Genomic DNA, 21549 nt, shown 5'->3' with positions numbered 1-21549 from the left:
TCACGATCCAACCTACAACAATGGGACGACTCATAGACGGCACTTGGCGTACAGACATCACGAACGAGGACACTGCGGAGATTGACTACAACGAAACGGCGTTTCGAAACAAACTGCAAGAAGGCGGGCGTCATCCGCCCGACCCGGAGCGCTATCATCTGTACATCTCCCGGGCCTGCCCGTGGGCTCATGGCGCGGTCCTCACCCGGACACTCCTCGGACTCGACGACGCGGTCACGATGGATGTCGTCGATCCGTATCGAGCCGAGGACGGCTGGCAGTTCACCCCGACAAAAGCGGGGTGTACGTCCGATACGGTCAACGGCAGTGATTACCTCCGGGAGGTGTACACGACAGCGGATTCCTCCTACACCGGGCGGGTATCCGTACCCGTCCTGTGGGACAAACGCGAGGAGACGATCGTCAACGAGGAATCCGACGAAATCATGCGGACACTCGCCGTCGCGTTCACTGACTACGATGGCGTCGATCTCTACCCGGCGGATCGCCGTGGCGAGATCGACGAGGTAATCGAGGCGATCTACGCTCCGATCAACAAGGGCGTCTACCGTGCTGGCTTCGCGTCGACCCAAGACGAGTACGAGACAGCCGTCCGGGGTATCTTCGAGGCGCTCGATCGCTGGGAATCGATTCTCTCGGATCGGCGGTTCCTCCTCGAAGATCTGACACTCGCAGACCTACGGCTGTTTCCGACACTGGTACGCTTCGACGCGGTGTATTACACGCATTTCAAAACTAACCTTCGCCGCATCAGTGACTACCCGAACCTCCGGGCGTACACGAGGGACATCTATCAACTCCCGGGAGTTGCCGAGACGGTCAACATGGATCACATCAAGGAGCACTACTACCGAAGTCACGGGGAGATCAATCCGGGTGGGATCGTGCCGACCGGTCCCGAACTAGATTTCGAGAGATCACATAACCGGAACACCCTCGGCGGACGGGTTCCTGATGAACTCGGTGAGACGCCTGATGGGGAATCCGATTGACGGCCCGGACACAGAACGGTGGGTGAGATCCGATACCCCGGGGGACTGGAGGATATCGATGCCTATGCCGTCGGGGTTTTGCTACGCCGAACCGAACGCCGTTCTGTGAGCGATTTCGACGCCGTCCTGTTCGACCTCGATGGGACACTCTGCCACCGCACTCAGGACAGCGAGGTGATGTACGAACGGGTCTTCGACCGCACAGGCGAGACACCGTTCGGCAAGCCTGATGACTTGTGGGCCGCGCTCTCGGGCCCTCCCGATCACGACGACCCAGTCGGATACTACGGCGCAGGGTTCGCCAGGATGGCGGCCCAACAGGACCGGACCGACGTCGATCCGCTCGCGCTTGCCCGGGCGCTTCTCTCCCTCATCGACGACACTGAGGTGGCGCTGGCCCCCGGAGCCCGGGAGGCACTGGACGCGGCCGAGGAGGTCGGCCCTGTGGGTGTCGTTACGAACGGTCCGGCCGACCGACAGCGGACAAAACTCGGGGCGATCGGCATCACGGATCGCTTGGCGACCGTCGTGTTCGGCGCGGAATTGCCTCGGGCGAAGCCGCACACGTTGCCGTTCGACAGAGCACTCGATGCTCTCGGTGTGGAACCCGACCGGACGCTCTACGTTGGAAACACGGTGGAATACGACGTTGCAGGCGGGCAAAACGCCGGCCTCGCCGTCGCGTGGTTACACGACGGCGAAGACGCCGGAGCGTATTCACCCGAGTACGTCCTCGACTCGCTGGCCGACCTCCCATCGGTTCTTCGAGGTGACCGATGAACGAACCGTCACTCGGGGAGGCATTCGAAACCGAGTCCCTGCGAGCCGCAGCAGCTGCTGCGCTCAGAGTGCTCGAGGAATCCCCGATCGGGGTGACGCGGATCAACCGAGGGAACCGCAAACAGACCGCTATTGCCCGGTTCGAAGCACGGGGCCCGGTCGTGATACAGGTCTGTAGCGAACGAACGTGGCTGCGAACCGAGGCGGCGCTCTTGTTGAAGATCCGGCAGCGTACCTTCGTGCCGGTTCCGCCAGTGCTGGCGGCGGGAACACACGATGGCGTGGCATACATGCTCACCGCATATGTCGCCGGGGAGGATCTACACGAACGATTCACTACGGTCAGCGCTGAGACGCGGCGTGGACTCGCCCGCTGGTTCGGCAAAGCGTTAGCCCGCCTCCACGAGGCGTTCGGATTCGGTGCTTTCGGCCGGCTATCTGTCTCCGAAGAAACGTCATCCCTGACCGCGGATCGCTCCGATTTCAGCCAATGGTTTCGAGACTTCGGTCGCCGGGCGCTCGCCCGACTGCCGCCGGCGTTCGATCCGGTTCGGAGCGACCTGGATGCGCTGTTCGATACCCCGGCAGTCGAGTCAAGCCACCCATCACGGCTGTTTCCCTGGGACTTTCGCCCCGGAAACGCGCTGGTTGCGGACGGATCAGTCACTGCTGTGGTGGACTGGGAAGTACCCCTCGCAGGTCCGCCAGCCCTCTCGGTCGCCAAGTCCGAATATCTGGTAGCCGACTGGTACGCTGACGATCCAGAGCCGCTTCGGCAGGCATTCAGGGACGGCTATGCGGAGATCAGGAACTTTCCGACGGTCCATCCGATCCACAGAGGAGTGGCTATCGCGGAGAGTGCGGTCGATTCATCGGGGGCCGTGACGAACCCTCGTTACCCAGCAGTCGGACGCGAGGAGGCTATCGCCTTCCATCTGGATGCCCTGGAAGCGGTCGTCACCGAGGCAGACTGCCGGTGAAGACTGATTAGCGTGTCGGCCTTTCACGGCGGCTGAATCCGCTCGTCACGGGAGAGCTCCAGGTCCAACTCACACACGGGGATGTCACCGCAATCTCTCGATTCAGTTCATTACACAGACAGTCGACGAGTTTCTGGCACACGACATCTCGAGGATGATTCCGGACCAGTGTGGGATCAAGCAGTTCCACAAACTCGATGTAATGAACGAAGAAATCGCGAAGGTGCCCGGGTTCAATCACGCACAGATCCGGTACGTTCAGACCGCGATTCCGGGTGGACGAGCGCGCGGTTATTCCGAGGCGCTGATCGGTGCCGATGGCGACTGGGGGGATCAAGGTTCGGGTGTTACCACACGAACAGGCCGTCATCGAGAATCACTCACGATCCCGGATGTAGACTGCGAGCGCGAGGAACCCACCAAAGAACGCTAGGATCGTGAGTCAACCGACCGCCAACGCCCACAGTGCGGTGTTGTCCTTGCCGCGCTTGTCGGCATCGTTGTACACCCAATAAGCTGAGACGAACGGAAGGGTCAGACCGATAATACCGATCAGCACGAACACCAGCAGTTATCGACCGCCGGGAATTCCGAGTTGGAGGGCGAACATATGCTCAATTCGTTGCGATCTGAACAAAAGTTCAGTGGAGTTCGTTGATTGATCCCGGAGGCTGCAGAGATCACCGCGTCACTTCCCGGAGTAGTCGTTCGTATTCCCCGATACGTCGCGTTCCAATATTGTCCGAGATGATCCAACGAGAGTCGGAGGGAAACCCGAGTAAAACCCGCGTTCGGTGTCTCGTGGGGGTCATCGTTGGCGCTCGGGTCCACACGGTAATCTATCGACACGATCGCATCCTCCGGTTCGACGGGAGCAAAGCGAATTATATTCCAGGCCCTCCAAAGGCGGGTATGCGGCTGTTCGTGAGCGTCGGCGTCGAACCGCTCTCCGACCGGATCGAGACCGTTCAGGAACCGCTGACCGGACTCGAGGGCCTCCGGCCGACCGATCCCGGGCAGGCCCACGTGACGGTGAAGTTCCTCGGCGAGTGCGATCACGACAACGGGGCCCTCGAAGGGGCGATCGGCCGGGCGGTCGCCGAAGCCGGCGTCGGATCGTTCGAGGCGACCCTCGAGGGCGTCGGCGCGTTCCCCTCGCCGGAGTACATCCGCGTCGTCTGGCTCGGGTTCGGCGACGGCACCGAGCAGTTGTCCGAACTCCACCGGCGCGTCGAAGCCGAGACCACCGCCCTCGGGTACGACGAGGAGCGCCACGCGTTCACGCCACACGTCACGCTCGCCCGGATGGACAACGCCGCCTCGAAGGCCGACATCCAGCGGTTCCTCCGGGAGCGCGACCCCACGGCCGGAACCGTCGAAATCGAAGAAATCCGGCTCACGGAGAGCGAACTGACGCCCGAGAGCCCGGACTACCGGACGGTCGAACGGTTCGAACTGTAGTCCGAATCACAACCCTCACTTACCGGCCCGCCGACCTTCTGGTATGCAACTCGGAGTCATCGGTCTCGGGCGGATGGGGCAGATCGTCGTCGACCGGCTGCTCTCGGACGGCCACGACGTGGTCGCGTTCGACCTCGACGAGGCGTCGGTCGAAACGGCGGCCGACGCCGGGGCCGAGCCCGCGGATTCGATCGACGACCTGGTCGCGATGCTCCCCGAACGGAAACGGATCTGGCTGATGGTGCCGGCCGGCGACGCGGTCGACGCGACGCTTTCGGAGCTCGACCCGCTGTTGGACGGCGAGGATATCGTCGTCGACGGCGGCAACTCCCACTTCGAGCGCTCGATCGATCGCGGCAACTCGCTTTCGGCGGCATACCTCGACTGTGGCACTTCCGGCGGCCCTGCGGGTGCCGAACTCGGCTTCTCGCTCATGGTCGGCGGTCCCGCCGGGGCCTACGAGGAACTGCGGCCGGCCTTCGACGCCATCGCGACCGGGCCCGCCGGCCACGACCACATGGGCCCCCAGGGGTCGGGCCACTACGTCAAGATGGTCCACAACGGCGTCGAGTACGCCCTCATGCAGGCCTACGGCGAGGGGTTCGAACTCCTCGCAGAGGGCCGCTACGACCTCGATCTGGAGTCGGTCGCCCGCACGTGGAACGACGGCGCGGTGATCCGGTCGTGGCTCTTAGAGCTCTGTGAGGAGGCCTTCCGCGAGGAGGGGTCGGACCTCGGCGACGTCGACGATCACGTGGCTGGCGGCTCGACGGGCACCTGGACGGTTGAGGAGGCGCTCGAACAGGAGATCGCCATCCCGCTCATCTACGAGGCGCTGGGCGAGCGCTTCGACTCCCGCCTCGAGGACGGCAAGTTCTCCCGGCGGCTGGCGAACCGGCTCCGGTACGGGTTCGGTCGCCACGAGGTCAAACGGCGCGAATAAGCGTTCTAGTGCTGTTTCATGCCGCGATCGTCGAGTGTCCCGAGAAACGAAAGGATATGCTCTCGGGCGTCCGCCAACGACTCCGCTACGGCCTGCTCCTGTGTTTCGGATTCGATCTCACGGAGTTTCGTCTGGACGCGATCGAGGATGCCGAGGGCCGGTGTTGTGTCCCGGGTGGCCTGTGATTCCAGTTTTGATCCGAGTTGATCCAGTCGCTCTTTGATTTCCTCATCAGTACTGACCTCGATTGCCGTATTGACTGCGTCGGCTGCTTGATCCAAGCTATCTCGTGACATAATTACTGATCGCCTTCGAGTGCTTCGAGTCGTTTCTCTATTTGCTCTAGCTTGTCGTATAGCGTCCGGTGACGCCCGGTCTCTATCCTGCTCTTGTTGTTCGTACCACAGCAGCAGCCACATCGGGGCTGATGTTCCTGTGGAGACGTTCGTCCGTGCATCACAGATATATTGTAATATGCGAATATAATTAAATCTACTCCCGGGGCCGTCCCGGGGTCGTTCAAACGCCTCCCGAATCGGATCGGTAGGCTGTGATCGCGGCATCGACGATCTCCAGGGCTGCTGTGCTCCCGTTCGCATCACCCTTCTCGAACTCGCTGTCGCCTTGTCCCATCTCGTTTGTCACGTATGCGAAACAGACGACCGAGCAGTCCCGCTCGGTAGCGAACGTATAGAGGGCGGCCGCCTCCATTTCCACAGCGAGGATCCCCTCCGTTCGTGCCCGTTCGATAGCGCCTTCCGTCTCTCGAAACGGGGCGTCAGTCGTCCACGTCGCCCCCGTATAGACTGGCCGGGACACCGATCGACACGCCGTCTCGATCCGATCTTTGAGATCAGCGGATAGCGTCGCGTATCGGTCGGGTGGTCTGTAGTGGTGACTGGTCCCTTCGTCACGGAGCGCTCGTTCGATAAGCACGAAGTACGGCGGGTTGTCCTTCGGAACGATCTGTCCCGAGGAAGTGATACTCACGAGAAACTGACACCCCGACGCGAACAACTGCTCGGCGACGAGGACCGCAAAGGGTGCGCCGACTGCACAGCCGATGATTCCGACCTCGTTCCCGTCGAGAGAGAACCTGTAGAGATCAGTGTGGTAGCCCGGCCATGTCCGATCCTTCTCGCCCCGCCCCGTCGAGACGAGATGTCGGACGACATCGCCGTCCGGATCGAGGACGCAGACGTCGGGAACGTCGTCGTCGGGGAGCTCCTTCTGTCGACGTGCCTCCGTGAGGAGCGATTCGGGTGTGAATACGGACGGGTCATCGAACCGCTTGGCCCCGAGAAGCGGCGATTCCGGCCCTTCGTCGAAATCAGTCATACCCCTTTTATTCGAGTCTGACGCAAGATGATGGCGATTGCGGTATCGGTTCCCCACGGGGCAGCTATCGCAGCCTTATCCGGATCACGACGTTCCACTATAGTTCCCTCTTCGATACCCAGAAAACACTCTTGAGCCCCGTCACTGTATACCCGAATATAATACGAGTGTGGGTTCCGATAGGTAGAAGCGAACGCACATATTCGTGGAGTCGAATACAACGCCATGACCGACGCAGACGACGCCCTCTACGAGCGCCACGCCGAGTTCTGTAAGATGTTCTCGAATCCCAAGCGGCTGCGGATCCTCCATCTCCTGAAAGACGACGAATACAGCGTGGGTGAGATCAGCGACGAGACCGGGATTTCACAGCCGACGGTCTCCCAGCATCTCCGGAAGATGCGCGATCAGGGCGTCGTGACCAAACGCGATGCGGGGCTCAACAAATACTACGCGATCGCCGACGAGCGGATCGTCGAGGGGATGGACACGATGCGCGACGTGTTGCTCGATCGGATGGCCGACGACGCGGCCGTCTCGGAACGGAGCAGTTAACAGATCGTTTTCGGGTCAACGTCGCCCGTCTCGTCCATGGCCTGTTTTTGCGATTTCCTTGCGATATCGAGGAACGCGTCGGCGGTCTCCTCGACGGTTCCGACGACAGATGTATCGGCGTCGAAATACCGGGAAAGTAGCTGTTTCCCACGTTCGATGGCGTCCTCCTCGGGTGGGATGATCGTCTCCCGGTAGAGATTCGCAGTCCGGGGGTCGGCGTTGCCGGTCGCGACGAGGGTCGCCTGCTTGTCTTTGACGACGCGAAGTTTGGGGGCAACGACGAACCCCGCGGTGAGCCGGGCGACCGGATCGGTTAGGTCGGCCATGAACTGCAGCGTTTCACCGTGTAACTCGTATTCGATCGGATCGGGATCGACCCCGCGACTTACGAGATGCTCGGTCGCAGCCTCGTACTGATCGACGGATCGTCCCGCTTTCCACGCTGCGGCCAGCGTGGCATCCGCGTCCAGGCCTGTGACATTCTGCTGGTCTGCCCAGTCACTGTAGAGGACGGCGCTCTGGACGGACCGCCACCGTGCGATGCGCAACAACGTATCTACCGACAGGTCACCGCGCGTGTCCGCCGTGATACCGCCTGATGTAGCTAACGCTTCGATCTCATCGTCGGCCGTCTTCAGGACGTCCTCGAATCTGGCCGACGTCTCCGCCTGTTCTGCCTCTGTCATCGAAGTAATAGTCTGTATATCAGTTCGTCCGTTATTCGTAGTGTTCTTGGAGGTAACCAACGATGTCGTCGCTTTCGTACATCGTTACGCCGCGTTCGCTGTCGACGAGATACGGGATCTGGTCTTCACCGCCCGCTGTGAGTTCGTCGTGGGTGACCGCGTTGGTCACATCGCCCCCCTCGTCGCCGGGAAGACGCGGGTTGTGAATAACGTACGAGACGCCGAGTTCCGAAAGCTTCTCTCGAACCTTCGCACAGTACGGACAGCCCTCGGACTGATAGAGTTCCAGCATGGATTACAATAGATTCGAAGATACGAATATACTAAAGTCTTGATTGTTGTCTCGTAGTCGGATGTTAGTCGACGTATTCGCGTCTTATCTCACGCACTGCCCTACAAGATATTGGGATTTGACCTCTACAACTCTAATGTGACACACCGCTATGTATGGCGAATCCCACCGTCACTCGAACCTACCGTTGGTTCTATTGATCGGCGCTTTCGCCCTCTTCGTCGGGGAAGATACTCTCCGGCAGGTACGCCGAGACCGTCCAGTTCGGGGCGTCGACGACCTGATTGATCTTCAGATCGACCGCGACCGAACAGAGGATGTAGGCCTCCGCCCGCGTGAGCCCGTGTGTCTCCGAGAGGTGATCGATCATATGCCGGATCGCCCGCTTGGTCGCGTCCATGAGATCGTCGGCGATCCCCGTCGTCGCGTAGGCCGGCTCGTCGGCGCCGGTGGCGGTGAACGGCCCAGTCGTCTCGAACTGTGGCTCTTCGATCGCCATATCCGACCGGACGTCGAGCCGGGCGGTGACCGACATCGGGGCCTCGATCGCGGTCACACACACCTCGCCGTCACCCTGTGCGGCGTGACAATCGCCGATGCTGAAAAGCGCCCCCTCGACTTCGACCGGTAGATACAGCGTCGACCCCGCGGTGAGGTGTTTGATGTCCATGTTGCCGCCGACCCGCCGTGGCGGTATCGTGCTGTGTTCCCCCGGTTCGGCCGGGGCGACACCGACGATCCCCGGGAACGGCTCCAGTGGGATCTCGATCCCGTTCACGAACCGGCCGACGTCGCCGTCCAGCTCCCAGGTGTGGAGCCCGGGCTCTTCGAACGACTCGGGGAGCAGCCCCTTGTCGGTGTCGCGGGAGTAGAAGTAACTCACGCCGAACCCCTTGTGCTGGAATTCGAGCAACTCGACGGCGAGGACGTCGCCCGGTTCGGCTCCATCGACGCGGATTGGCCCCGTCAGCGGGTGGCCGCCGGACGGTTTCGTCGCCATCTCCTCGACTGTCGATTCGGCGTCGAAGTGGTTGTCGGTCGCGTCCCGACACTCGAAGCGTACGACCGATCCCGGCTCGACGGTGCGGACGGGATCGAGGCTGTTGTCCCAGACGCCGACGTGGACGTTCTCGTCGCGGTCGCTGATACGGTAATCGACCGTATGTCCCATCGCCATATTCACGCCAGCGTGGCGCCGTACATACGTCTGTTGCCGGTCGTCGGTCCCCTCCGCGCCGCCGGCCGTCCGCTTGAACTCTGGTTTCCGGACAGCCCGACCGCGCAAGTATTGCCGTAACTCTCGGTTATAGATGTGTTGAGAGTTATGCACGAGATACATGAACGACGAGCCGGAACTGGGGTTCGGAACGCGGTGTCTCCACGTCGGGCAGGGGCCGGACCCGACGACAGGTGCCGCCGCGCCGCCGATCTATCAGACGAGTTCCTACGAGTTCCCGGACGCCGACACCGCGGCCGCACGATACGCTCTGGAGGACGAGGGCAACGTCTACTCCCGGATCGCGAACCCGACGGTGCGCGCCCTCGAGGAACGGCTCGCGTCGCTCGAGGGCGGCGTCGACGCCCTCGCGACCGCCTCGGGGATGGGCGCGCTCGACGCCGCGACCTCGGTTCTCGCCGAGGCGGGCGACAACGTCGTCTGTGCCGCCTCAGTCTACGGCGGCACACACGGATATCTCTCCCATACCGCCGCCCGGCGTGGGATCGAGGCCCGGTTCGTCGACACGCTCGATCCCGCTTCCTACGCCGAGGCGATCGACGACGACACCGCCTATGTCCACTGTGAGACGATCGCCAACCCCGCTCTCGTGACGCCGCCCCTCGAGGAGATCGCCGACGTGGCCCACGAACGGGGCGTGCCGCTTTTCGTCGACAACACCTTCGGCACACCGGCGCTGTGTCGACCGCTCGAACACGGCGCCGACATCGTCTGGAACTCCACGACCAAGTGGATCCACGGCTCGGGGACGACCCTCGGCGGGATCCTCGTGACCGACGGCTCCTTCCCGTTCGCCGAGTACCCGGAGAAGTACCCCGAGATCGCCGCCCCCAACCCCGCCTTCGACGGTGTCACCTTCACCGAGCGCTTCGGCGACCGGGCGCTCATGATGGCGGCCCGCCATCGGGGCGTCCGGAGCCTCGGCGACCAGCAGTCGCCGTTCGACGCGTGGGTGACGATGCAGGGCGTCGAGACGCTGCCGCTCCGGATGGAACGGCACTGCGAGAACGCCGTCGCGGTCGCCGAGTACCTCGCCGATCACCCGGCGGTCTCGTGGGTCGCCTACCCCGGCATCGAGTCCCACGAGACACACGACCTCGCCTCGACGTACCTGGAGGGCGGCTACGGCGGGATGGTCGCCGTCGGCCTCGAGGGGGGATACGAGGCGGCAAAACGGCTCTGTGAGGGCACGGAGGTCGCGAAGTTCCTCGCGAACATCGGCGACGCCAGAACGCTCGTCGTCCATCCGGCCTCGACGACCCACGCCGGGTTGAGCGCCGAGGAACAGCGGGAAAGCGGCGTCGCCCCCGAGATGGTCCGGCTGTCGGTCGGCATCGAGAACGTAGACGATATTATCACAGACCTCGAAGAAGCACTATGACCGGGCCAGACGGGACAGAGAGAGGAGACGGGACGGACGGCCCGGAGACGGTCTCGCTGGGGGAGTTCACCTTCGAGTGCGGGGAGTCGATCCCCGAACTCGAGATCGCCTACGAGACCTACGGCGACTTCACCGGCGACAACGCCGTGTTGGTCTGTCACGCCCTCACCGGTAGCGCCCACGTCGCGGGCGGCCGCCGCCGGACGGACACCGCAGGGCAGGCCCACGCGTGGTGGGACGACATCGTCGGTCCCGGGAAGGCCGTCGACACGACCGAGTACTACGTCATCTGTGCGAACGTCCCCGGATCCTGTTATGGCTCTTCGGGGCCGCCGTCGACGAACCCCGAAACCGGCGAACCCTGGGGCACCGACTTCCCGGCGGTGACCGTCGCCGACTGGACACGCGCCCAGCGCCGGCTGCTCGATCATCTCGGGATCCCGCACCTGCACGCCGTCATCGGGGGCTCGGTCGGCGGGATGAACGTTCTGGAGTGGGTGAAACGACACCCCGATCACGTCGACCGGGCGATCTCGGTCGCCGCGGCGGCCCGTCTCGATCCCCAGTGTCTCGCGCTGGATGCGATCGCCCAGCGGGCGATCACCACCGATCCGAACTGGAGTGGGGGCGATTACTACGGCGGCGACCCGCCGACCGGGGGGCTGGCACTCGCCCGCCAGATCGGCCACGTCATGTACCTCTCGAAATCGTCGATGGCCGACAAGTTCGGCCGCCGCTCGGCCGGGATCGACGCCGGCCGGGACACCTTCGAGATGGACCCGGCGGCGGGGTTTTTCCCCTACCGGGAGGTCGAGTCCTACCTCGACTATCAGGGCGAGAAGTTCGCGAAACGGTTCGACGCCAACTCGTATCTGTACCTGACGCGGGCGATGGACAACTACGATCTCGCTTCGGGCTACGAGAACGACACCGACGCCCTGGCGGCCTTCGACGGGGAGGCGCTTTTGCTCTCGTTTACCGGCGATTGGCACTTCACCGTCGAACAGTCGGAGGTGCTCGCCGACGCCTTCAGGGCGTCCGGTACCGACACCGCCCACCACGTCATCGACTCCGATCACGGCCACGACGCCTTCCTCGTCGAACCCGACCGGGTCGGGCCGCCTGTCGCCGACTTCCTCGAAGCCGGGATTCGCGGCAAGGCGGTCACCGACACCGACGCGAGCGAGGAAGGCGACGAGTTCGCGCCGGTCCACACGAGCCTGTTTTCGGACTGAATCGGGCTCTCGACGCCCTTTTGAGGGCGACCCGCCTACCGATCGACGATGACAGACGAGCTTCCGGATCGGGCCGTGCGGGCGTTCGAGGGCCACGACGCCTTCGAGCGGGACAGCGAGTGGTTCTCCGTGACGACGACCGCCTTCGACGCGCGGGTGACGGCCGCCGAAACCGACGAGTGGGCGCTCGCCTACACGCTTGAGGTTCGCGCCCCCATGCTCTCGAACGCCGCCGAGGAGACGGTCGGATCGGCGGTCGAAGAAGGGTGGTTCGACACCTACGAACTCCGCCTCGAGGACGCCGTGATGGCGCTCCGGGAGGACCTCGCGTTCGACGACCAGCGCGTCGTCGAGGAGGCCGGTGAGGCCGTCGCAGTCTTCGAGTTCGAGTTCGGCAACGCCGGCCGCGTCCCCGACATCGCGAAGGCGATCGCCGAGTACGCCGAGGGCACCTACGTCGAGGGGATCGTCCCCGGCTACGAGTACGGCCCGCCGGTTTCGGCGCTGCTCTCGCGGGCCAGACAGTCCGACAGCGAGGGCGACCGCGGCCCGATGCCGCTATAGTCGTCCGAACGGTTTTACTGTTCGAGACGGACCTCGACGGCTGAAAGCACCCGATAGATCGATCAGACCACCCGGTTCGCCAGCCCCTCCCCGTCGTCGCGCCGTCGCACGTTCTCTCTGACGAGCGTCGCGATCCGACGGTAGTACGCCCCCGTCGCGGCCGCGGCGTGCGGCGTTACGATGACGTTCTCCATCCCCCACAGCGGCGAGTCGGCCGGCAGCGGTTCGGTCTCGAAGACGTCCAGCGCCGCGCCGCCGATCGTGCCAGTCTCGAGTGCGTCGACGAGTGCCGTCTGATCGAGCACTCTCCCGCGGGCGACGTTTATCAGGACGGCGTCGGACCGCATCGCCGAGAGTTCGGCCGTCCCGATCAGTCCCTCGGTCCGATCGGTCAGCGGGACCGTGACGACGACGAACCGTGCCTCGGCGACGGTCGTTTTCAGTTCGCCCGACGGATAGACCGTCCCGACGTGATCGACCGGGATCGGCGTCCGTTTCACCCCGACGACGTCCATCCCCAGCGCGTCCGCCCGCGCCGCGACCCCGCGACCGAGCGTGCCGAGACCGACCACACAGACGGATTCCTCGCCCAGCGTGAACGGGACGTCCCAGTCCTGTCTGTCCCACTCGTGGTCGGCTTCGTTGTCCCGGTAGTGATGGAGCCCTCTGGCGAACGAAAGCATGTACCCGGCGACGGTCTCACCGACCGCGTCGCCGTGGATGCCGGTGCTGTTCGTCAGCGTGATCCCAGTCGATTCGAGCGCGTCGAACGGGAACCGATCGACGCCGGCCTGGATCGAGTGGATCCACTCGAGGTCGGCCTCCAGAAACGCGTTGTCGTAGGCGAGGGTTACGAGCGCGTCACAGCCGCCCAGATCGCCCGTCGAGACGATGCGTACGTCCGGGTCGATGTCCTCGAGGGCGTCACGGAGCGCTTCCGGCCGAAAGACGGCGCCGACGGACTCGTGGATGCCGATCGTCGAGAGCATGCCGGCCCTTCGGCGGGTACTGATATATAAGCATCCGTCGGTCCGTGACCGGCGCCCGACGCCCTACTTCGGATCCGATCCCCACTCCGGGTCCGGACGCGCCGGCGAGAATACGTCGATGCCGAAAACCCTCGTCTCGCTGCGGTTCTCCATTCCGTGCGGCATCCCGCCCGGAATCACGAACGACTCCTCGGGGCCGATCTCGATCTCCTCGCCGTCGACGAGGAACGTCAGCGTCCCCTCGAGGACGATCCCGGTCTGTTCGTGAGGGTGGCTGTGCTCGGGGATGACCGCCCCGGGTTCGGCCTCGAACGCCTGTGCGCTCGTTTCCTCGCCGACCGACAGTTGCGTGAGAAAGCCCCCATCGACGACTTCGATCGTCTCCTGATCGGTAACGCCGGCGTGTTTCATACCGTCGGTTGCATCCCCGACCGTGATAACTCTTCAGGTCGGCGACAGGACCGGCCCGGTGGGGGTGCACCTGAAAAAGAGAAATTCGAGTAGTCACGTCATTTCGACCGGTGGGTTCGCTTCGACTGGACGTGTAGGGGAATCCGACTCTACCCACCGTGACACTCGACCCCCAACGAGATCGCGGAGAAACAGCGCGGAGCGCTCGCGAAGGCCGTCACCGAAGGATCGAGGAGCGTCACGCTACGATCTGAGCTTCCTGCGGAGTTCGGCTTCGTTGACCCGATATTTGAACGCTGGCCGGCCGTCGACGAGGACATACGGGACGCGATCCCCTATTTCACGCTCCGTGACGACAGCGCCGTCAGCAGTGGCGTCCCACTCGAGGACCTGACCATCGTTGAGGAGGTCGATATAGTAGCCGGTAGAACTGTTTACATACCACTCGCACCGGGATGGCCAGCGACAGCCACGCTGGCCGGACACTCGCGAGTGGATCTGCACTGACTTCTACCGACTACTACAGTGAACGGCGTTTGTGATAGTCCAGTCTCGATTGAACCGAACGGTTCAGTACTGTATAAGCCGTGGCGTGTTGTTTCCACAATTCAAAGGATAACTTCGAGAACGGTGTCACCTGGTCACTCGGTCGATTTCGGTGGTCTCGGATTTTCCGGGATAGATCCCGGAATTTCTACTTAACCAACAATACTGAATCAGACTGTGGGGTATATTGGTTGCGATTGTGATGAAACGCTTCGCGTTTGGAAGGCTTGGAGAACAATATAATGACCCACAGATTATTATTCCCATCTGCCGTTGTTTAGTATATCATGTCTAAGGAGACGCCCCCACCCGGCCGAGTGAGTCCAGATGGTGGTACCGAACGCCGTGACGTAAACGACGTTGTCGTCGAGGAATGGATCGAGGAGACGACTCCCTTCGAGCGAGTCTACGAGACCATCCGCCGGACCTACGATCCGACGTCCGCATCACAGATTGCTGACCGCGCTCGTGTCTCCCCGACGACGGCACGAAAGCACTTGCGGACGCTCGTGAACGCTGGCGAGGTGACGACATCTCGGGAAGGCCAGACGATGCTGTACCGCCGGTCGGAAACGGGTATCGTCACCGAGCATGCACAGTCGCTGCTTGCGGAACGAACACCCGAAGAGATCGCATCTGGGATTGCCGAGATGAAAACGCAGATCCAGGAATGGCGTGACGAGCACGGTGTCGATTCTCCCGAGGAACTCGCTCGGGAACTGGACATCGAAGACGCCGACAGCGACTGTGGTGCGTTGCTCAGAGAATGGCAAACGACCCGCCGCAACCTCGCGCTCGCACAAGCGACACTCGCAATTGGTGAGGCAAGTCGCACTGGCCACCTTACTGGCACGGACACAGACGACGATGGCAACAGCGACACGTCAATTGTCGTATGACCGATGACGAGGGACTCTCTCAGGATAGCCAGCCAGCCGAACAGGCCGAGGTGTTCGGCCCGATTGATGCCGGGGCGTTACGCGAGATCCGGGATCTGGTCGTCAACCAAGAGCCGCTAGTTGAGGCGGCATCATTAGACGATCCGCTGAATCCACAAACACTTTCGGTCGAACTGTCCGACGGCGTCGGAGCGGCATCAACGGCGCGGATAGACATCCGGTGGAGTCTGACTGGGAACTACGCCGCGCACTACACGGACAACCAGGGGCGGGATTTTCGGTTCGACTGCCATCCGAAACCCGACGCGCCGACACGACACTTCCATCCACCACCCGACGCTCCAAGTCGTCCCGTTGGGCCTTCCTGTATTACTGTGCGTGAGGCTCCGTTGTTCACGCGAGCGACCCTCCAACGGTGGCGATACGCCTACACGAACGGCATCTTCGAGGGACTCAACGACGCAGACAATCCGCCATAGAAGCGATTCTTGATCACACAGATTCTTTTACACGCAAGAAGCTTCCCGGATTGGGGGGACACACCGCATTTCCGGTGAAATCGTGCGTGACGCTGCAACTGAACGTTGGCTTCAAAGCCCCGTCGTGGCTTCTTTGCGTCCAGTGAGCCCTTCGGGAACGAGTCGATAGAACGAAAAGTCGATATCTGCGGGTCGCTCGCCGAAGATATCCACGAACGGGATCGTGACGCCTTCGAGTCCCTTGAGCGCTTCCGTGGCAGTCTCCTCGTCCGTCGTCCGCTCGAGGGAGCCCTGTGCCACGACGCTGACGTAGCCGCCGATCGCTTCGTCCGTCCCGTACGTGACGAACGTCACTGCTCTGCCGTCCAGTTCGCCCTTCCGCTCGGGAGGGAGGTCCGCGATACGGAAGTAGAAGACGGTCCGGGCGGCGTTGTATCCGAACGAGACGGGGACGCTGTGTGGGGCCTCGCCGCCCGGCGTTGACAACGAGAGAACCCCGGTATCGACACGATCCAGAAACGCGTCTCTCTCGGACTCGTCCAGCTGGATCTCCTCCGGGCTACTATCGACCATACGTCTACGTACGCGGTCGGATAATAAAAGCCAAAGGGTCGTCTGTATTCGAGGAGAGGGATATCCCGCGACCGGGACGACATACTCTTTTTAACCACATCGAGGAGACAGCTGCCCGGGCCGTTTCCCCCGGGGTTCGCATCCGCGGATCCTCCGGGACCGTCGAGACGTCCGTCCTTGTGTGTGACTCCTTTCGCGGGGACTGGGTGTCCGTGGTCCGCACATCGATCCTTCAAAACAGTTTAATCATTTTTCAACTACAAAGATCCGAGTAGTTGTCAAGATTCGATTTTGTGCTATAAAAGAGCACTTCGGCGGAATCAGTCTGCCCGTACCGAAATCGTTAATTGAATTTCTGTTCAACTATTGATCGATGGGACAAGCTACGGAACGACTCCGACGCTATCTCGACGACGAGATCGGGGAGTGTCGCAACGAGGACCTCGAGCGCCGACTCGAGGAACTCTCCACGCTCGAGGCCGGACTCGGGACGGCACAGGCCGAGGCCGAACTCGACGTCCTGTCCGCGCTCGCAAACGAGACGCGCTATACTCTCGTACGCGTTCTCGTTGCAGCCGGGGAGGAACTCTGCGTCTGTGAACTGAACGCGGTCGTCGACGTGACCGAGAGCGGACTCAGCCACGCCTGCTCGACGCTCGTCGATGCCGGCCTCCTCGAGGGCCGGAAGGACGGCCGCTGGAAGAAGTACCGGGCGACCAACCGCGCGGTAGCGCTCGTGACGGTCCTCGAAGGGAGTGTGGACGCCGATGAGTAACCTCGAACACCAACACGGGCCGGACTGTGACTGCCCGGACTGTGGCGATCCGCGATCGATGGACTTTCTCGACAAGTACCTCACCGTCTGGATCTTCGGCGCGATGGCGATCGGCGTCGGGCTGGGCTTCGTTGCCCCGTCGGTGACCCAGCCGATCCAGGACCTCCATCTCGTCGAGATCGGACTCATCCTGATGATGTACCCGCCACTCGCGAAGGCCAATTACTCGCAACTTCGGTCCGTCTTCAGCAACTGGCGCGTGCTCGGGTTGAGCCTCGTCCAGAACTGGCTGATCGGCCCGACCCTGATGTTCGGGCTCGCCGTGTTCTTCTTCAGTGGGCTCGTTCCCGGACTGCCGGCGCGCCCCGAATACTTCCTCGGGCTCGTGTTCATCGGGATGGCCCGGTGTATCGCGATGGTGTTGGTCTGGAACGAACTCGCCGAAGGGTCGGCCGAGTACGTGACAGGGCTCGTCGCGTTCAATAGCCTCTTCCAGATCGTCACCTACGGCGTCTACGTCTGGTTCTTCGCGCTGTTCCTTCCGCCGCTTTTGGGAATGGAGTCCCTCGTCGCCGGCATCACGACCTTCGATATCACGCCGATGCAGGTGGCCGAGGCGATCGTCGTCTTCCTGGGGATCCCCTTCACCGCCGGGTTCTTGAGCCGCTACGTCGGGACCCGCGTCAAAAGCGAAGCCTGGTACGACGAGGAGTTCATCCCGAAGATCGATCCAGTGACGCTCGTTGCGCTTCTCTTTACCGTCATCGTGATGTTCGCGACCCAAGGTGGCAGAATCGTCGCCTCGCCGGCCGACGTCCTGTTGATCGCGGTCCCGCTGACGATCTACTTCGTCGTGATGTTCTTCGTGAGCTTCGGGATGGGCCGGGGCATCGGCGCGGACTACTCAACGACGACGGCGATCGGCTTTACCGCCGCCTCGAACAACTTCGAACTCGCGATCGCGGTCGCAGTCGCGGTCTTCGGCGTCGGTAGCGGGGTCGCCTTCGCGACCGTCGTCGGTCCACTTATCGAAGTTCCCGTCCTCCTCGCGCTCGTGCACGTCGCGCTGTACTTCCAACGGAAGTTCGACTGGCGCGGCTTCGATACCGGCCGTCTCGATTCCTCCGAGCCCGAGCCGACGACTGACGATTAACCACGAAACATGTCATCAAACACCGACACAGACGATCCGATCCGTATCGCGTTCATGTGCGTCCAAAACGCCGGCCGCTCGCAGATGTCCACAGCGTTCGCGGAACGCGAACGGGACCGACGCGGCCTCGGGGATCGAGTCGAAATCCTCACCGGCGGGACTCACCCGGCCGACCACGTACACGAGGCGGTCGTCGACGTGATGGACGAGGCGGGGTTCGATCTGTCGGATCGAACGCCGCGTGAGATCACGCTGGACGAACTGCGGTCGTGTGACTGCGTGGCGACGATGGGCTGTTCGACACTCGAGGTCGGCGACGTCGGCGGGGACGTCGACGTCCGTGATTGGGCGCTGGAGGATCCCGGTGGGCAGGATCCCGATCGAGTACGTGAAATCCGCGACGAAATAGAACGGCGAGTCGTCGATCTCTTCGAGGAGATAGCCGTCGAACGGGAGTAGTGTTGAAGGATACTTCCCCTATCTCGTCTGTTCCAGCTGTTTTCGCCGTCGTTCGAACTCCTCATCGGAGAGTTCACCGCGGGCATAGCGCTCCCGGAGAACCGAAAGCGGTCGGCCGTTTTTTTCCTCGGAACCGCTGTTGAGAAGCGAGTAGCCGAGATAGAGCGGCACGCCAATCAAAAGCCCCATCCAGAGGAGCCCCCAAAGGCCCATCCCCGCGCCGAAGAGCCTCCAACTGCCGCCCGTCATCCCGCCATCGTAGCCTCCACCACCGTGAGCTGCTGCGGCGCCCGTCGCTGCAACTAACAGCGGCATAGCGAGTAGCGCGATTCGGCGAGTCGTTCGTCCGAGGGTGTTGGTGTAGTGCTTCATTGTGATCGTGGGTTGGTAGTTCGAGTTTCTCTCGTGTCGAACGAGTGCTCCTGGGCAGGGACGCTATAGTAGTCAGTAGAACTGTTTACACACCACTCACAGCCGGATGGCCAGCGACAGCCACGCTGGCCGGACACTTGCGAGTGGATCTGCACTGACTTCTACCGACTACTATAGCAGCCGTGTCCCTGTCCGTTCATCCCGGCGGCGTGATCCTCGTCCGCCATATCTCGTGGCATCTCGTCGACGGTTACGCCCATGTGCGCTTCCATCTCGTCAACGGCGTCCGGTCCCATGTGATCGGTCATGTGACCCTCCATCCGGGCCGCCCACTCCGCTGTATCACCATCGGCTGGCGTCCCTTCAGCTGCCGCCTCGTTCTCCTGGGCCGGGTCGTCACCGTGTGCGCTCACCACCGGCGCGGCGAACGCGAGGCTTCCTCACCCATCGACGGAGGCACCGCCGTCGGTGCCCGATCGGGATCGATCTGCTCCGTCGAGTCGGCAGAGGCCGACTCGGTGAGCTCCCCTCGAACCACGTAATACACACCACCGATACTGCCCGCGACCAGGAGAGTTCCAATCCCGTACCAGAGCGGGTCCGGGCCGTGCATCGTCCCCATGGATGAATCCATCATCGACCCCATCGATCGCTCGATAGCGCGACGCTGTCGATAGGCCTGCCAGGTGAAAACAGCCCCGCCAACCAGAACTGCCGAGACGAGAATTGCAACCACACGATCTCCCCGGCTTCGATTCACCGCTGGCACCCCCATTGATCGATATAATTGGTCATAGTAATCCGTTCACTATTCGGCGTAGAACCGGTTTCGGTTTACAACAGGTGGCTAATGATCCCCCGCACTGATCACGATTGTGTAAGCGACCGTCGAATAGCAGCCATCGAGCGGTCCCGTTCGTCCGAACGTTGCACTGCGAGAGAGGAGCCGTCTAGAGAAGACCCGCCTAGAGCAGACCAGCGAACACGGTGTTGAACAGCACACCCACGGTAACCCCGGTGGCTACCACTGTCGTCGCGTAGATGGCGAGCAGTCGGCGTTCGAAGAGTTTGTTCAGCAGGATCAGGTTCGGGATGCTGATACCCGCGCCACCGATGACGAATGCGATCACGGTGCCGATCGGAACCCCCGCTTCGGTAAGCGAATGTGCGATCGGAAGCATGCCACTGAGACTCACGTAGATCGGCGCGCCGGCGAGCGCCGCCATCGGCGTCGCCAGCGGGTTTTCCGGTCCGGCGATCCGCTGGAGGAACTCGGCCGGAACCGCGCCGTGGATCACCGCACCGATCGCGATCCCGATGACGATGTACGGGAGCGTATCCCGGAAAAACGAGAGCGCGCCCTCCCCAGCCGCGGTCACTCGTTCCCTGTGGGTGCGATTCGCCGAGGAAGCGCTACATTCGTTACAGCCCCCTGCCGTCGCTGCCCCGCCGTCGGTCGCGATCTCTCTACCGCCGGCGGTGATTCGGACGTCTTTGATATACCGGTCGAGATCGAACGTACCGATGACCAATCCACCGACGATGGCTGCACCCAGTGCCGTCGTCACGTACGCGACGGTCACACCGGCCCCGAACAGCCCGAACAACAGGAGCACGGCGATCCAGTTGACGATCGGTGAGGCGAGAAGGAAGGAAAACGCCATGCCGGTCGGCGCGCCGGCACCCAGCAGGCCGGCGAGAACGGGAACGGTCGAACACGAACAGAACGGCGTTACAGCCCCGAGACCGGCCGCGAGGACGTTCCCGCTCCCGTGGTCCCGCGACCGAAGGAGTTCCTCGACGCGTTCCGGCGGGAGATACTCCTGTGCGAGGCCGACGAGGAACGAAGCCCCGATGAAAAGCGGTGTGAGCACGATCGCGAGATGCAAAAAATAATCCCACGAGTCGAGCATCGCGGTCTCGATTCCGGAGGGAATCATTCAGTCTCCCTTCCGAGCGCGACGGCGATATCGAGTAACTGGAGCACGGCGGTGTCCCCGATCCGATAGTACGTCCACTTACCCTGTCGCCGCGTCTTGACCAGTCCCGCGTCCTTCAGTTCCCGGAGGTGGCTGCCGACCGTCGACTGTGGCGCATCCAGTATCGCCTGCAGTTCACACGCACACAGCTCTCCCTCTCTGAGCGCTTCGAGGACGCGAATCCGGTGTTCGTTCGAGAGCGCTTTGAAGACTGCTCGTGTCGTCTCGATCTCCCCGTCGTCGGGCGTCAGCTCGAACAGCGACGTGAGCCGCTCCTCCGAATCGTCGTACAGCCGGTCAAGCGTCTGTCGCGTCGATTCTGAGACGGAATCAGCCATCCTGGATCATTCCCCGCCGTCGACGTCTTCGATTTCGATGCCACAGCAGGCGTCGTCGTCCGTGTCTTTCCCGGTCCCGAACAGCGTGTCCGCGATCTTCCCGAGTAGCGA

General features: G+C 62.6%; 30 protein-coding genes. 15 read left to right on the top strand and 15 right to left on the bottom strand.

The annotated features are described in order from the left end of the window. Nucleotides 1-20: 20 nt before the first annotated feature. From KM295_RS00685 to KM295_RS00670, 4 genes are all read left to right on the top strand, one after another. Nucleotides 21-1013, top strand: coding sequence for a glutathione S-transferase family protein (locus KM295_RS00685; RefSeq protein ID WP_256027924.1), 993 nt, complete (start codon nucleotides 21-23; stop codon nucleotides 1011-1013). A gap of 105 nt (nucleotides 1014-1118) precedes the next feature. Continuing rightward, a complete protein-coding gene (locus KM295_RS00680) occupies nucleotides 1119-1793 on the top strand; it encodes an HAD family hydrolase (protein ID WP_256027922.1) in 675 nt (224 codons plus the stop codon). Beyond that, nucleotides 1790-2773: a phosphotransferase family protein gene (locus KM295_RS00675; RefSeq protein WP_256027920.1), complete on the top strand. Its 984-nt coding sequence runs from the start codon at nucleotides 1790-1792 to the stop codon at nucleotides 2771-2773. Before KM295_RS00680 ends, KM295_RS00675 begins: the two co-directional genes overlap by 4 nt. 202 nt (nucleotides 2774-2975) lie before the next feature. Next, nucleotides 2976-3206, top strand: a complete 231-nt coding sequence (locus tag KM295_RS00670; RefSeq protein WP_256027918.1) for a hypothetical protein — start codon at nucleotides 2976-2978, stop codon at nucleotides 3204-3206. Between the two features lie 9 nt (nucleotides 3207-3215). Here the strand turns inward: KM295_RS00670 and KM295_RS00665 are convergent, their stop codons facing one another. Further along, nucleotides 3216-3338 (bottom strand): hypothetical protein, encoded by a 123-nt coding sequence (locus KM295_RS00665; protein ID WP_256027917.1) that lies wholly within the window; start codon nucleotides 3336-3338, stop codon nucleotides 3216-3218. Nucleotides 3339-3685: 347 nt separating this feature from the next. Here KM295_RS00665 and thpR point away from each other — a divergent pair, with 347 nt between their 5' ends. Next, on the top strand, nucleotides 3686-4234 hold the full coding sequence (gene thpR / locus KM295_RS00660) for an RNA 2',3'-cyclic phosphodiesterase (protein ID WP_256027916.1): 549 nt from the start codon (nucleotides 3686-3688) through the stop codon (nucleotides 4232-4234). Nucleotides 4235-4277: 43 nt separating this feature from the next. Further along, nucleotides 4278-5177: a phosphogluconate dehydrogenase (NAD(+)-dependent, decarboxylating) gene (gene gnd, locus KM295_RS00655; protein WP_256027913.1), complete on the top strand. Its 900-nt coding sequence runs from the start codon at nucleotides 4278-4280 to the stop codon at nucleotides 5175-5177. Between the two features lie 5 nt (nucleotides 5178-5182). Here gnd and KM295_RS00650 read toward each other — a convergent pair whose 3' ends face one another. After that, nucleotides 5183-5473 (bottom strand): DUF7553 family protein, encoded by a 291-nt coding sequence (locus KM295_RS00650; RefSeq protein WP_256027912.1) that lies wholly within the window; start codon nucleotides 5471-5473, stop codon nucleotides 5183-5185. A gap of 223 nt (nucleotides 5474-5696) precedes the next feature. Beyond that, nucleotides 5697-6515 carry a nucleoside phosphorylase gene (locus tag KM295_RS00645; RefSeq protein WP_256027907.1) on the bottom strand — a complete coding sequence of 273 codons (819 nt, stop codon included), beginning with the start codon at nucleotides 6513-6515 and terminating at the stop codon, nucleotides 5697-5699. A gap of 225 nt (nucleotides 6516-6740) precedes the next feature. Here KM295_RS00645 and KM295_RS00640 point away from each other — a divergent pair, with 225 nt between their 5' ends. Beyond that, on the top strand, nucleotides 6741-7070 hold the full coding sequence (locus KM295_RS00640; RefSeq protein WP_256027905.1) for an ArsR/SmtB family transcription factor: 330 nt from the start codon (nucleotides 6741-6743) through the stop codon (nucleotides 7068-7070). On the opposite strand, the gene KM295_RS00635 is transcribed toward KM295_RS00640, so the two are convergent. The 3 genes from KM295_RS00635 to KM295_RS00625 form a co-directional block, all read right to left on the bottom strand. After that, nucleotides 7067-7756 (bottom strand): hypothetical protein, encoded by a 690-nt coding sequence (locus KM295_RS00635; protein WP_256027903.1) that lies wholly within the window; start codon nucleotides 7754-7756, stop codon nucleotides 7067-7069. The genes KM295_RS00640 and KM295_RS00635 overlap by 4 nt on opposite strands. Nucleotides 7757-7787: 31 nt before the next feature. After that, on the bottom strand, nucleotides 7788-8048 hold the full coding sequence (locus KM295_RS00630; RefSeq protein WP_256027900.1) for a glutathione S-transferase N-terminal domain-containing protein: 261 nt from the start codon (nucleotides 8046-8048) through the stop codon (nucleotides 7788-7790). Nucleotides 8049-8241: 193 nt separating this feature from the next. Continuing rightward, nucleotides 8242-9225, bottom strand: coding sequence for an acetamidase/formamidase family protein (locus tag KM295_RS00625; RefSeq protein WP_256027899.1), 984 nt, complete (start codon nucleotides 9223-9225; stop codon nucleotides 8242-8244). Nucleotides 9226-9385: 160 nt separating this feature from the next. Between KM295_RS00625 and KM295_RS00620 the strand changes: the two genes are divergently transcribed. From KM295_RS00620 to KM295_RS00610, 3 genes are read left to right on the top strand one after another with little or no spacing between them, the layout of a single operon-like run. Next, on the top strand, nucleotides 9386-10666 hold the full coding sequence (locus KM295_RS00620; protein ID WP_256027897.1) for an O-acetylhomoserine aminocarboxypropyltransferase/cysteine synthase family protein: 1281 nt from the start codon (nucleotides 9386-9388) through the stop codon (nucleotides 10664-10666). Then, on the top strand, nucleotides 10663-11901 hold the full coding sequence (gene metX / locus KM295_RS00615) for a homoserine O-acetyltransferase MetX (RefSeq protein WP_256027894.1): 1239 nt from the start codon (nucleotides 10663-10665) through the stop codon (nucleotides 11899-11901). Before KM295_RS00620 ends, metX begins: the two co-directional genes overlap by 4 nt. 48 nt (nucleotides 11902-11949) lie before the next feature. Further along, nucleotides 11950-12465, top strand: coding sequence for a DUF5813 family protein (locus KM295_RS00610; RefSeq protein ID WP_256027892.1), 516 nt, complete (start codon nucleotides 11950-11952; stop codon nucleotides 12463-12465). A 62-nt stretch (nucleotides 12466-12527) separates the two neighbouring features. Here KM295_RS00610 and ddh read toward each other — a convergent pair whose 3' ends face one another. From ddh to KM295_RS16885, 3 genes are all read right to left on the bottom strand, one after another. Beyond that, entirely contained in the window at nucleotides 12528-13454 is a 927-nt protein-coding gene (ddh, locus tag KM295_RS00605; protein ID WP_256027889.1) for a D-2-hydroxyacid dehydrogenase, read from the bottom strand. A gap of 63 nt (nucleotides 13455-13517) precedes the next feature. Further along, entirely contained in the window at nucleotides 13518-13865 is a 348-nt protein-coding gene (locus KM295_RS00600) for a cupin domain-containing protein (protein ID WP_256027885.1), read from the bottom strand. A gap of 243 nt (nucleotides 13866-14108) precedes the next feature. Continuing rightward, complete coding sequence (locus KM295_RS16885) at nucleotides 14109-14369, bottom strand: hypothetical protein (RefSeq protein ID WP_256027877.1); 261 nt, start codon at nucleotides 14367-14369, stop codon at nucleotides 14109-14111. A 329-nt stretch (nucleotides 14370-14698) separates the two neighbouring features. Between KM295_RS16885 and KM295_RS00590 the strand changes: the two genes are divergently transcribed. Beyond that, the gene (locus tag KM295_RS00590) at nucleotides 14699-15310 is read left to right on the top strand and encodes a winged helix-turn-helix domain-containing protein (RefSeq protein ID WP_256027874.1); all 612 of its coding nucleotides are present in this window, start codon (nucleotides 14699-14701) and stop codon (nucleotides 15308-15310) included. Continuing rightward, nucleotides 15307-15789: a toxin-antitoxin system TumE family protein gene (locus KM295_RS00585; RefSeq protein WP_256027873.1), complete on the top strand. Its 483-nt coding sequence runs from the start codon at nucleotides 15307-15309 to the stop codon at nucleotides 15787-15789. Before KM295_RS00590 ends, KM295_RS00585 begins: the two co-directional genes overlap by 4 nt. Nucleotides 15790-15900: 111 nt before the next feature. Here the strand turns inward: KM295_RS00585 and KM295_RS00580 are convergent, their stop codons facing one another. Beyond that, nucleotides 15901-16362, bottom strand: coding sequence for a pyridoxamine 5'-phosphate oxidase family protein (locus KM295_RS00580; protein ID WP_256027872.1), 462 nt, complete (start codon nucleotides 16360-16362; stop codon nucleotides 15901-15903). A 373-nt stretch (nucleotides 16363-16735) separates the two neighbouring features. Between KM295_RS00580 and KM295_RS00575 the strand changes: the two genes are divergently transcribed. From KM295_RS00575 to KM295_RS00565, 3 genes are read left to right on the top strand one after another with little or no spacing between them, the layout of a single operon-like run. Then, nucleotides 16736-17137, top strand: a complete 402-nt coding sequence (locus KM295_RS00575; RefSeq protein ID WP_256027871.1) for an ArsR/SmtB family transcription factor — start codon at nucleotides 16736-16738, stop codon at nucleotides 17135-17137. Then, the gene (arsB, locus tag KM295_RS00570; protein WP_256027869.1) at nucleotides 17130-18290 is read left to right on the top strand and encodes an ACR3 family arsenite efflux transporter; all 1161 of its coding nucleotides are present in this window, start codon (nucleotides 17130-17132) and stop codon (nucleotides 18288-18290) included. Before KM295_RS00575 ends, arsB begins: the two co-directional genes overlap by 8 nt. Before the next feature lie 9 nt (nucleotides 18291-18299). Then, entirely contained in the window at nucleotides 18300-18749 is a 450-nt protein-coding gene (locus tag KM295_RS00565; RefSeq protein ID WP_256027868.1) for a low molecular weight phosphatase family protein, read from the top strand. 18 nt (nucleotides 18750-18767) lie between these two features. On the opposite strand, the gene KM295_RS00560 is transcribed toward KM295_RS00565, so the two are convergent. From KM295_RS00560 to KM295_RS00540, 5 genes are all read right to left on the bottom strand, one after another. Continuing rightward, the gene (locus KM295_RS00560) at nucleotides 18768-19064 is read right to left on the bottom strand and encodes an SHOCT domain-containing protein (RefSeq protein ID WP_256027866.1); all 297 of its coding nucleotides are present in this window, start codon (nucleotides 19062-19064) and stop codon (nucleotides 18768-18770) included. A gap of 218 nt (nucleotides 19065-19282) precedes the next feature. After that, nucleotides 19283-19534 carry a hypothetical protein gene (locus KM295_RS00555; protein WP_256027864.1) on the bottom strand — a complete coding sequence of 84 codons (252 nt, stop codon included), beginning with the start codon at nucleotides 19532-19534 and terminating at the stop codon, nucleotides 19283-19285. Further along, nucleotides 19531-19857, bottom strand: a complete 327-nt coding sequence (locus KM295_RS00550; protein WP_256027862.1) for a hypothetical protein — start codon at nucleotides 19855-19857, stop codon at nucleotides 19531-19533. Before KM295_RS00550 ends, KM295_RS00555 begins: the two co-directional genes overlap by 4 nt. Nucleotides 19858-20086: 229 nt before the next feature. Beyond that, the gene (locus tag KM295_RS00545) at nucleotides 20087-21061 is read right to left on the bottom strand and encodes a permease (protein WP_256027860.1); all 975 of its coding nucleotides are present in this window, start codon (nucleotides 21059-21061) and stop codon (nucleotides 20087-20089) included. Then, nucleotides 21058-21438, bottom strand: coding sequence for an ArsR/SmtB family transcription factor (locus KM295_RS00540; protein ID WP_256027859.1), 381 nt, complete (start codon nucleotides 21436-21438; stop codon nucleotides 21058-21060). The genes KM295_RS00545 and KM295_RS00540 overlap by 4 nt, the downstream gene beginning before the upstream one ends. Between the last annotated feature and the right edge of the window lie 111 nt (nucleotides 21439-21549).

The sequence above is a fragment of the Natronomonas aquatica genome (genome assembly GCF_024449025.1).
In the GTDB taxonomy this organism is placed as follows: Archaea; Halobacteriota; Halobacteria; order Halobacteriales; family Haloarculaceae; genus Natronomonas; species Natronomonas aquatica.
Note: the sequence above shows the minus strand (reverse complement) of the source record. Positions and strands in the feature narration are given on the sequence as shown.

Coding starts and splice junctions, on each gene's coding strand:
- KM295_RS00635 (WP_256027903.1), bottom strand. CDS start 7,756: ATGACAGAGGCAGAACAGGCGGAGACGTCGGCCAGATTCGAGGACGTC.
- KM295_RS00685 (WP_256027924.1), top strand. CDS start 21: ATGGGACGACTCATAGACGGCACTTGGCGTACAGACATCACGAACGAG.
- KM295_RS00650 (WP_256027912.1), bottom strand. CDS start 5,473: ATGTCACGAGATAGCTTGGATCAAGCAGCCGACGCAGTCAATACGGCA.
- KM295_RS00600 (WP_256027885.1), bottom strand. CDS start 13,865: ATGAAACACGCCGGCGTTACCGATCAGGAGACGATCGAAGTCGTCGAT.
- KM295_RS00640 (WP_256027905.1), top strand. CDS start 6,741: ATGACCGACGCAGACGACGCCCTCTACGAGCGCCACGCCGAGTTCTGT.
- gnd (WP_256027913.1), top strand. CDS start 4,278: ATGCAACTCGGAGTCATCGGTCTCGGGCGGATGGGGCAGATCGTCGTC.
- KM295_RS00545 (WP_256027860.1), bottom strand. CDS start 21,061: ATGATTCCCTCCGGAATCGAGACCGCGATGCTCGACTCGTGGGATTAT.
- ddh (WP_256027889.1), bottom strand. CDS start 13,454: ATGCTCTCGACGATCGGCATCCACGAGTCCGTCGGCGCCGTCTTTCGG.
- KM295_RS00620 (WP_256027897.1), top strand. CDS start 9,386: ATGAACGACGAGCCGGAACTGGGGTTCGGAACGCGGTGTCTCCACGTC.
- arsB (WP_256027869.1), top strand. CDS start 17,130: ATGAGTAACCTCGAACACCAACACGGGCCGGACTGTGACTGCCCGGAC.
- KM295_RS00575 (WP_256027871.1), top strand. CDS start 16,736: ATGGGACAAGCTACGGAACGACTCCGACGCTATCTCGACGACGAGATC.
- KM295_RS00630 (WP_256027900.1), bottom strand. CDS start 8,048: ATGCTGGAACTCTATCAGTCCGAGGGCTGTCCGTACTGTGCGAAGGTT.
- KM295_RS00585 (WP_256027873.1), top strand. CDS start 15,307: ATGACCGATGACGAGGGACTCTCTCAGGATAGCCAGCCAGCCGAACAG.
- metX (WP_256027894.1), top strand. CDS start 10,663: ATGACCGGGCCAGACGGGACAGAGAGAGGAGACGGGACGGACGGCCCG.
- KM295_RS00675 (WP_256027920.1), top strand. CDS start 1,790: ATGAACGAACCGTCACTCGGGGAGGCATTCGAAACCGAGTCCCTGCGA.
- KM295_RS00610 (WP_256027892.1), top strand. CDS start 11,950: ATGACAGACGAGCTTCCGGATCGGGCCGTGCGGGCGTTCGAGGGCCAC.
- KM295_RS00645 (WP_256027907.1), bottom strand. CDS start 6,515: ATGACTGATTTCGACGAAGGGCCGGAATCGCCGCTTCTCGGGGCCAAG.
- KM295_RS00565 (WP_256027868.1), top strand. CDS start 18,300: ATGTCATCAAACACCGACACAGACGATCCGATCCGTATCGCGTTCATG.
- KM295_RS00590 (WP_256027874.1), top strand. CDS start 14,699: ATGTCTAAGGAGACGCCCCCACCCGGCCGAGTGAGTCCAGATGGTGGT.
- KM295_RS00670 (WP_256027918.1), top strand. CDS start 2,976: ATGAACGAAGAAATCGCGAAGGTGCCCGGGTTCAATCACGCACAGATC.
- KM295_RS00560 (WP_256027866.1), bottom strand. CDS start 19,064: ATGCCGCTGTTAGTTGCAGCGACGGGCGCCGCAGCAGCTCACGGTGGT.
- KM295_RS00580 (WP_256027872.1), bottom strand. CDS start 16,362: ATGGTCGATAGTAGCCCGGAGGAGATCCAGCTGGACGAGTCCGAGAGA.
- KM295_RS00625 (WP_256027899.1), bottom strand. CDS start 9,225: ATGGCGATGGGACATACGGTCGATTACCGTATCAGCGACCGCGACGAG.
- KM295_RS00540 (WP_256027859.1), bottom strand. CDS start 21,438: ATGGCTGATTCCGTCTCAGAATCGACGCGACAGACGCTTGACCGGCTG.
- thpR (WP_256027916.1), top strand. CDS start 3,686: ATGCGGCTGTTCGTGAGCGTCGGCGTCGAACCGCTCTCCGACCGGATC.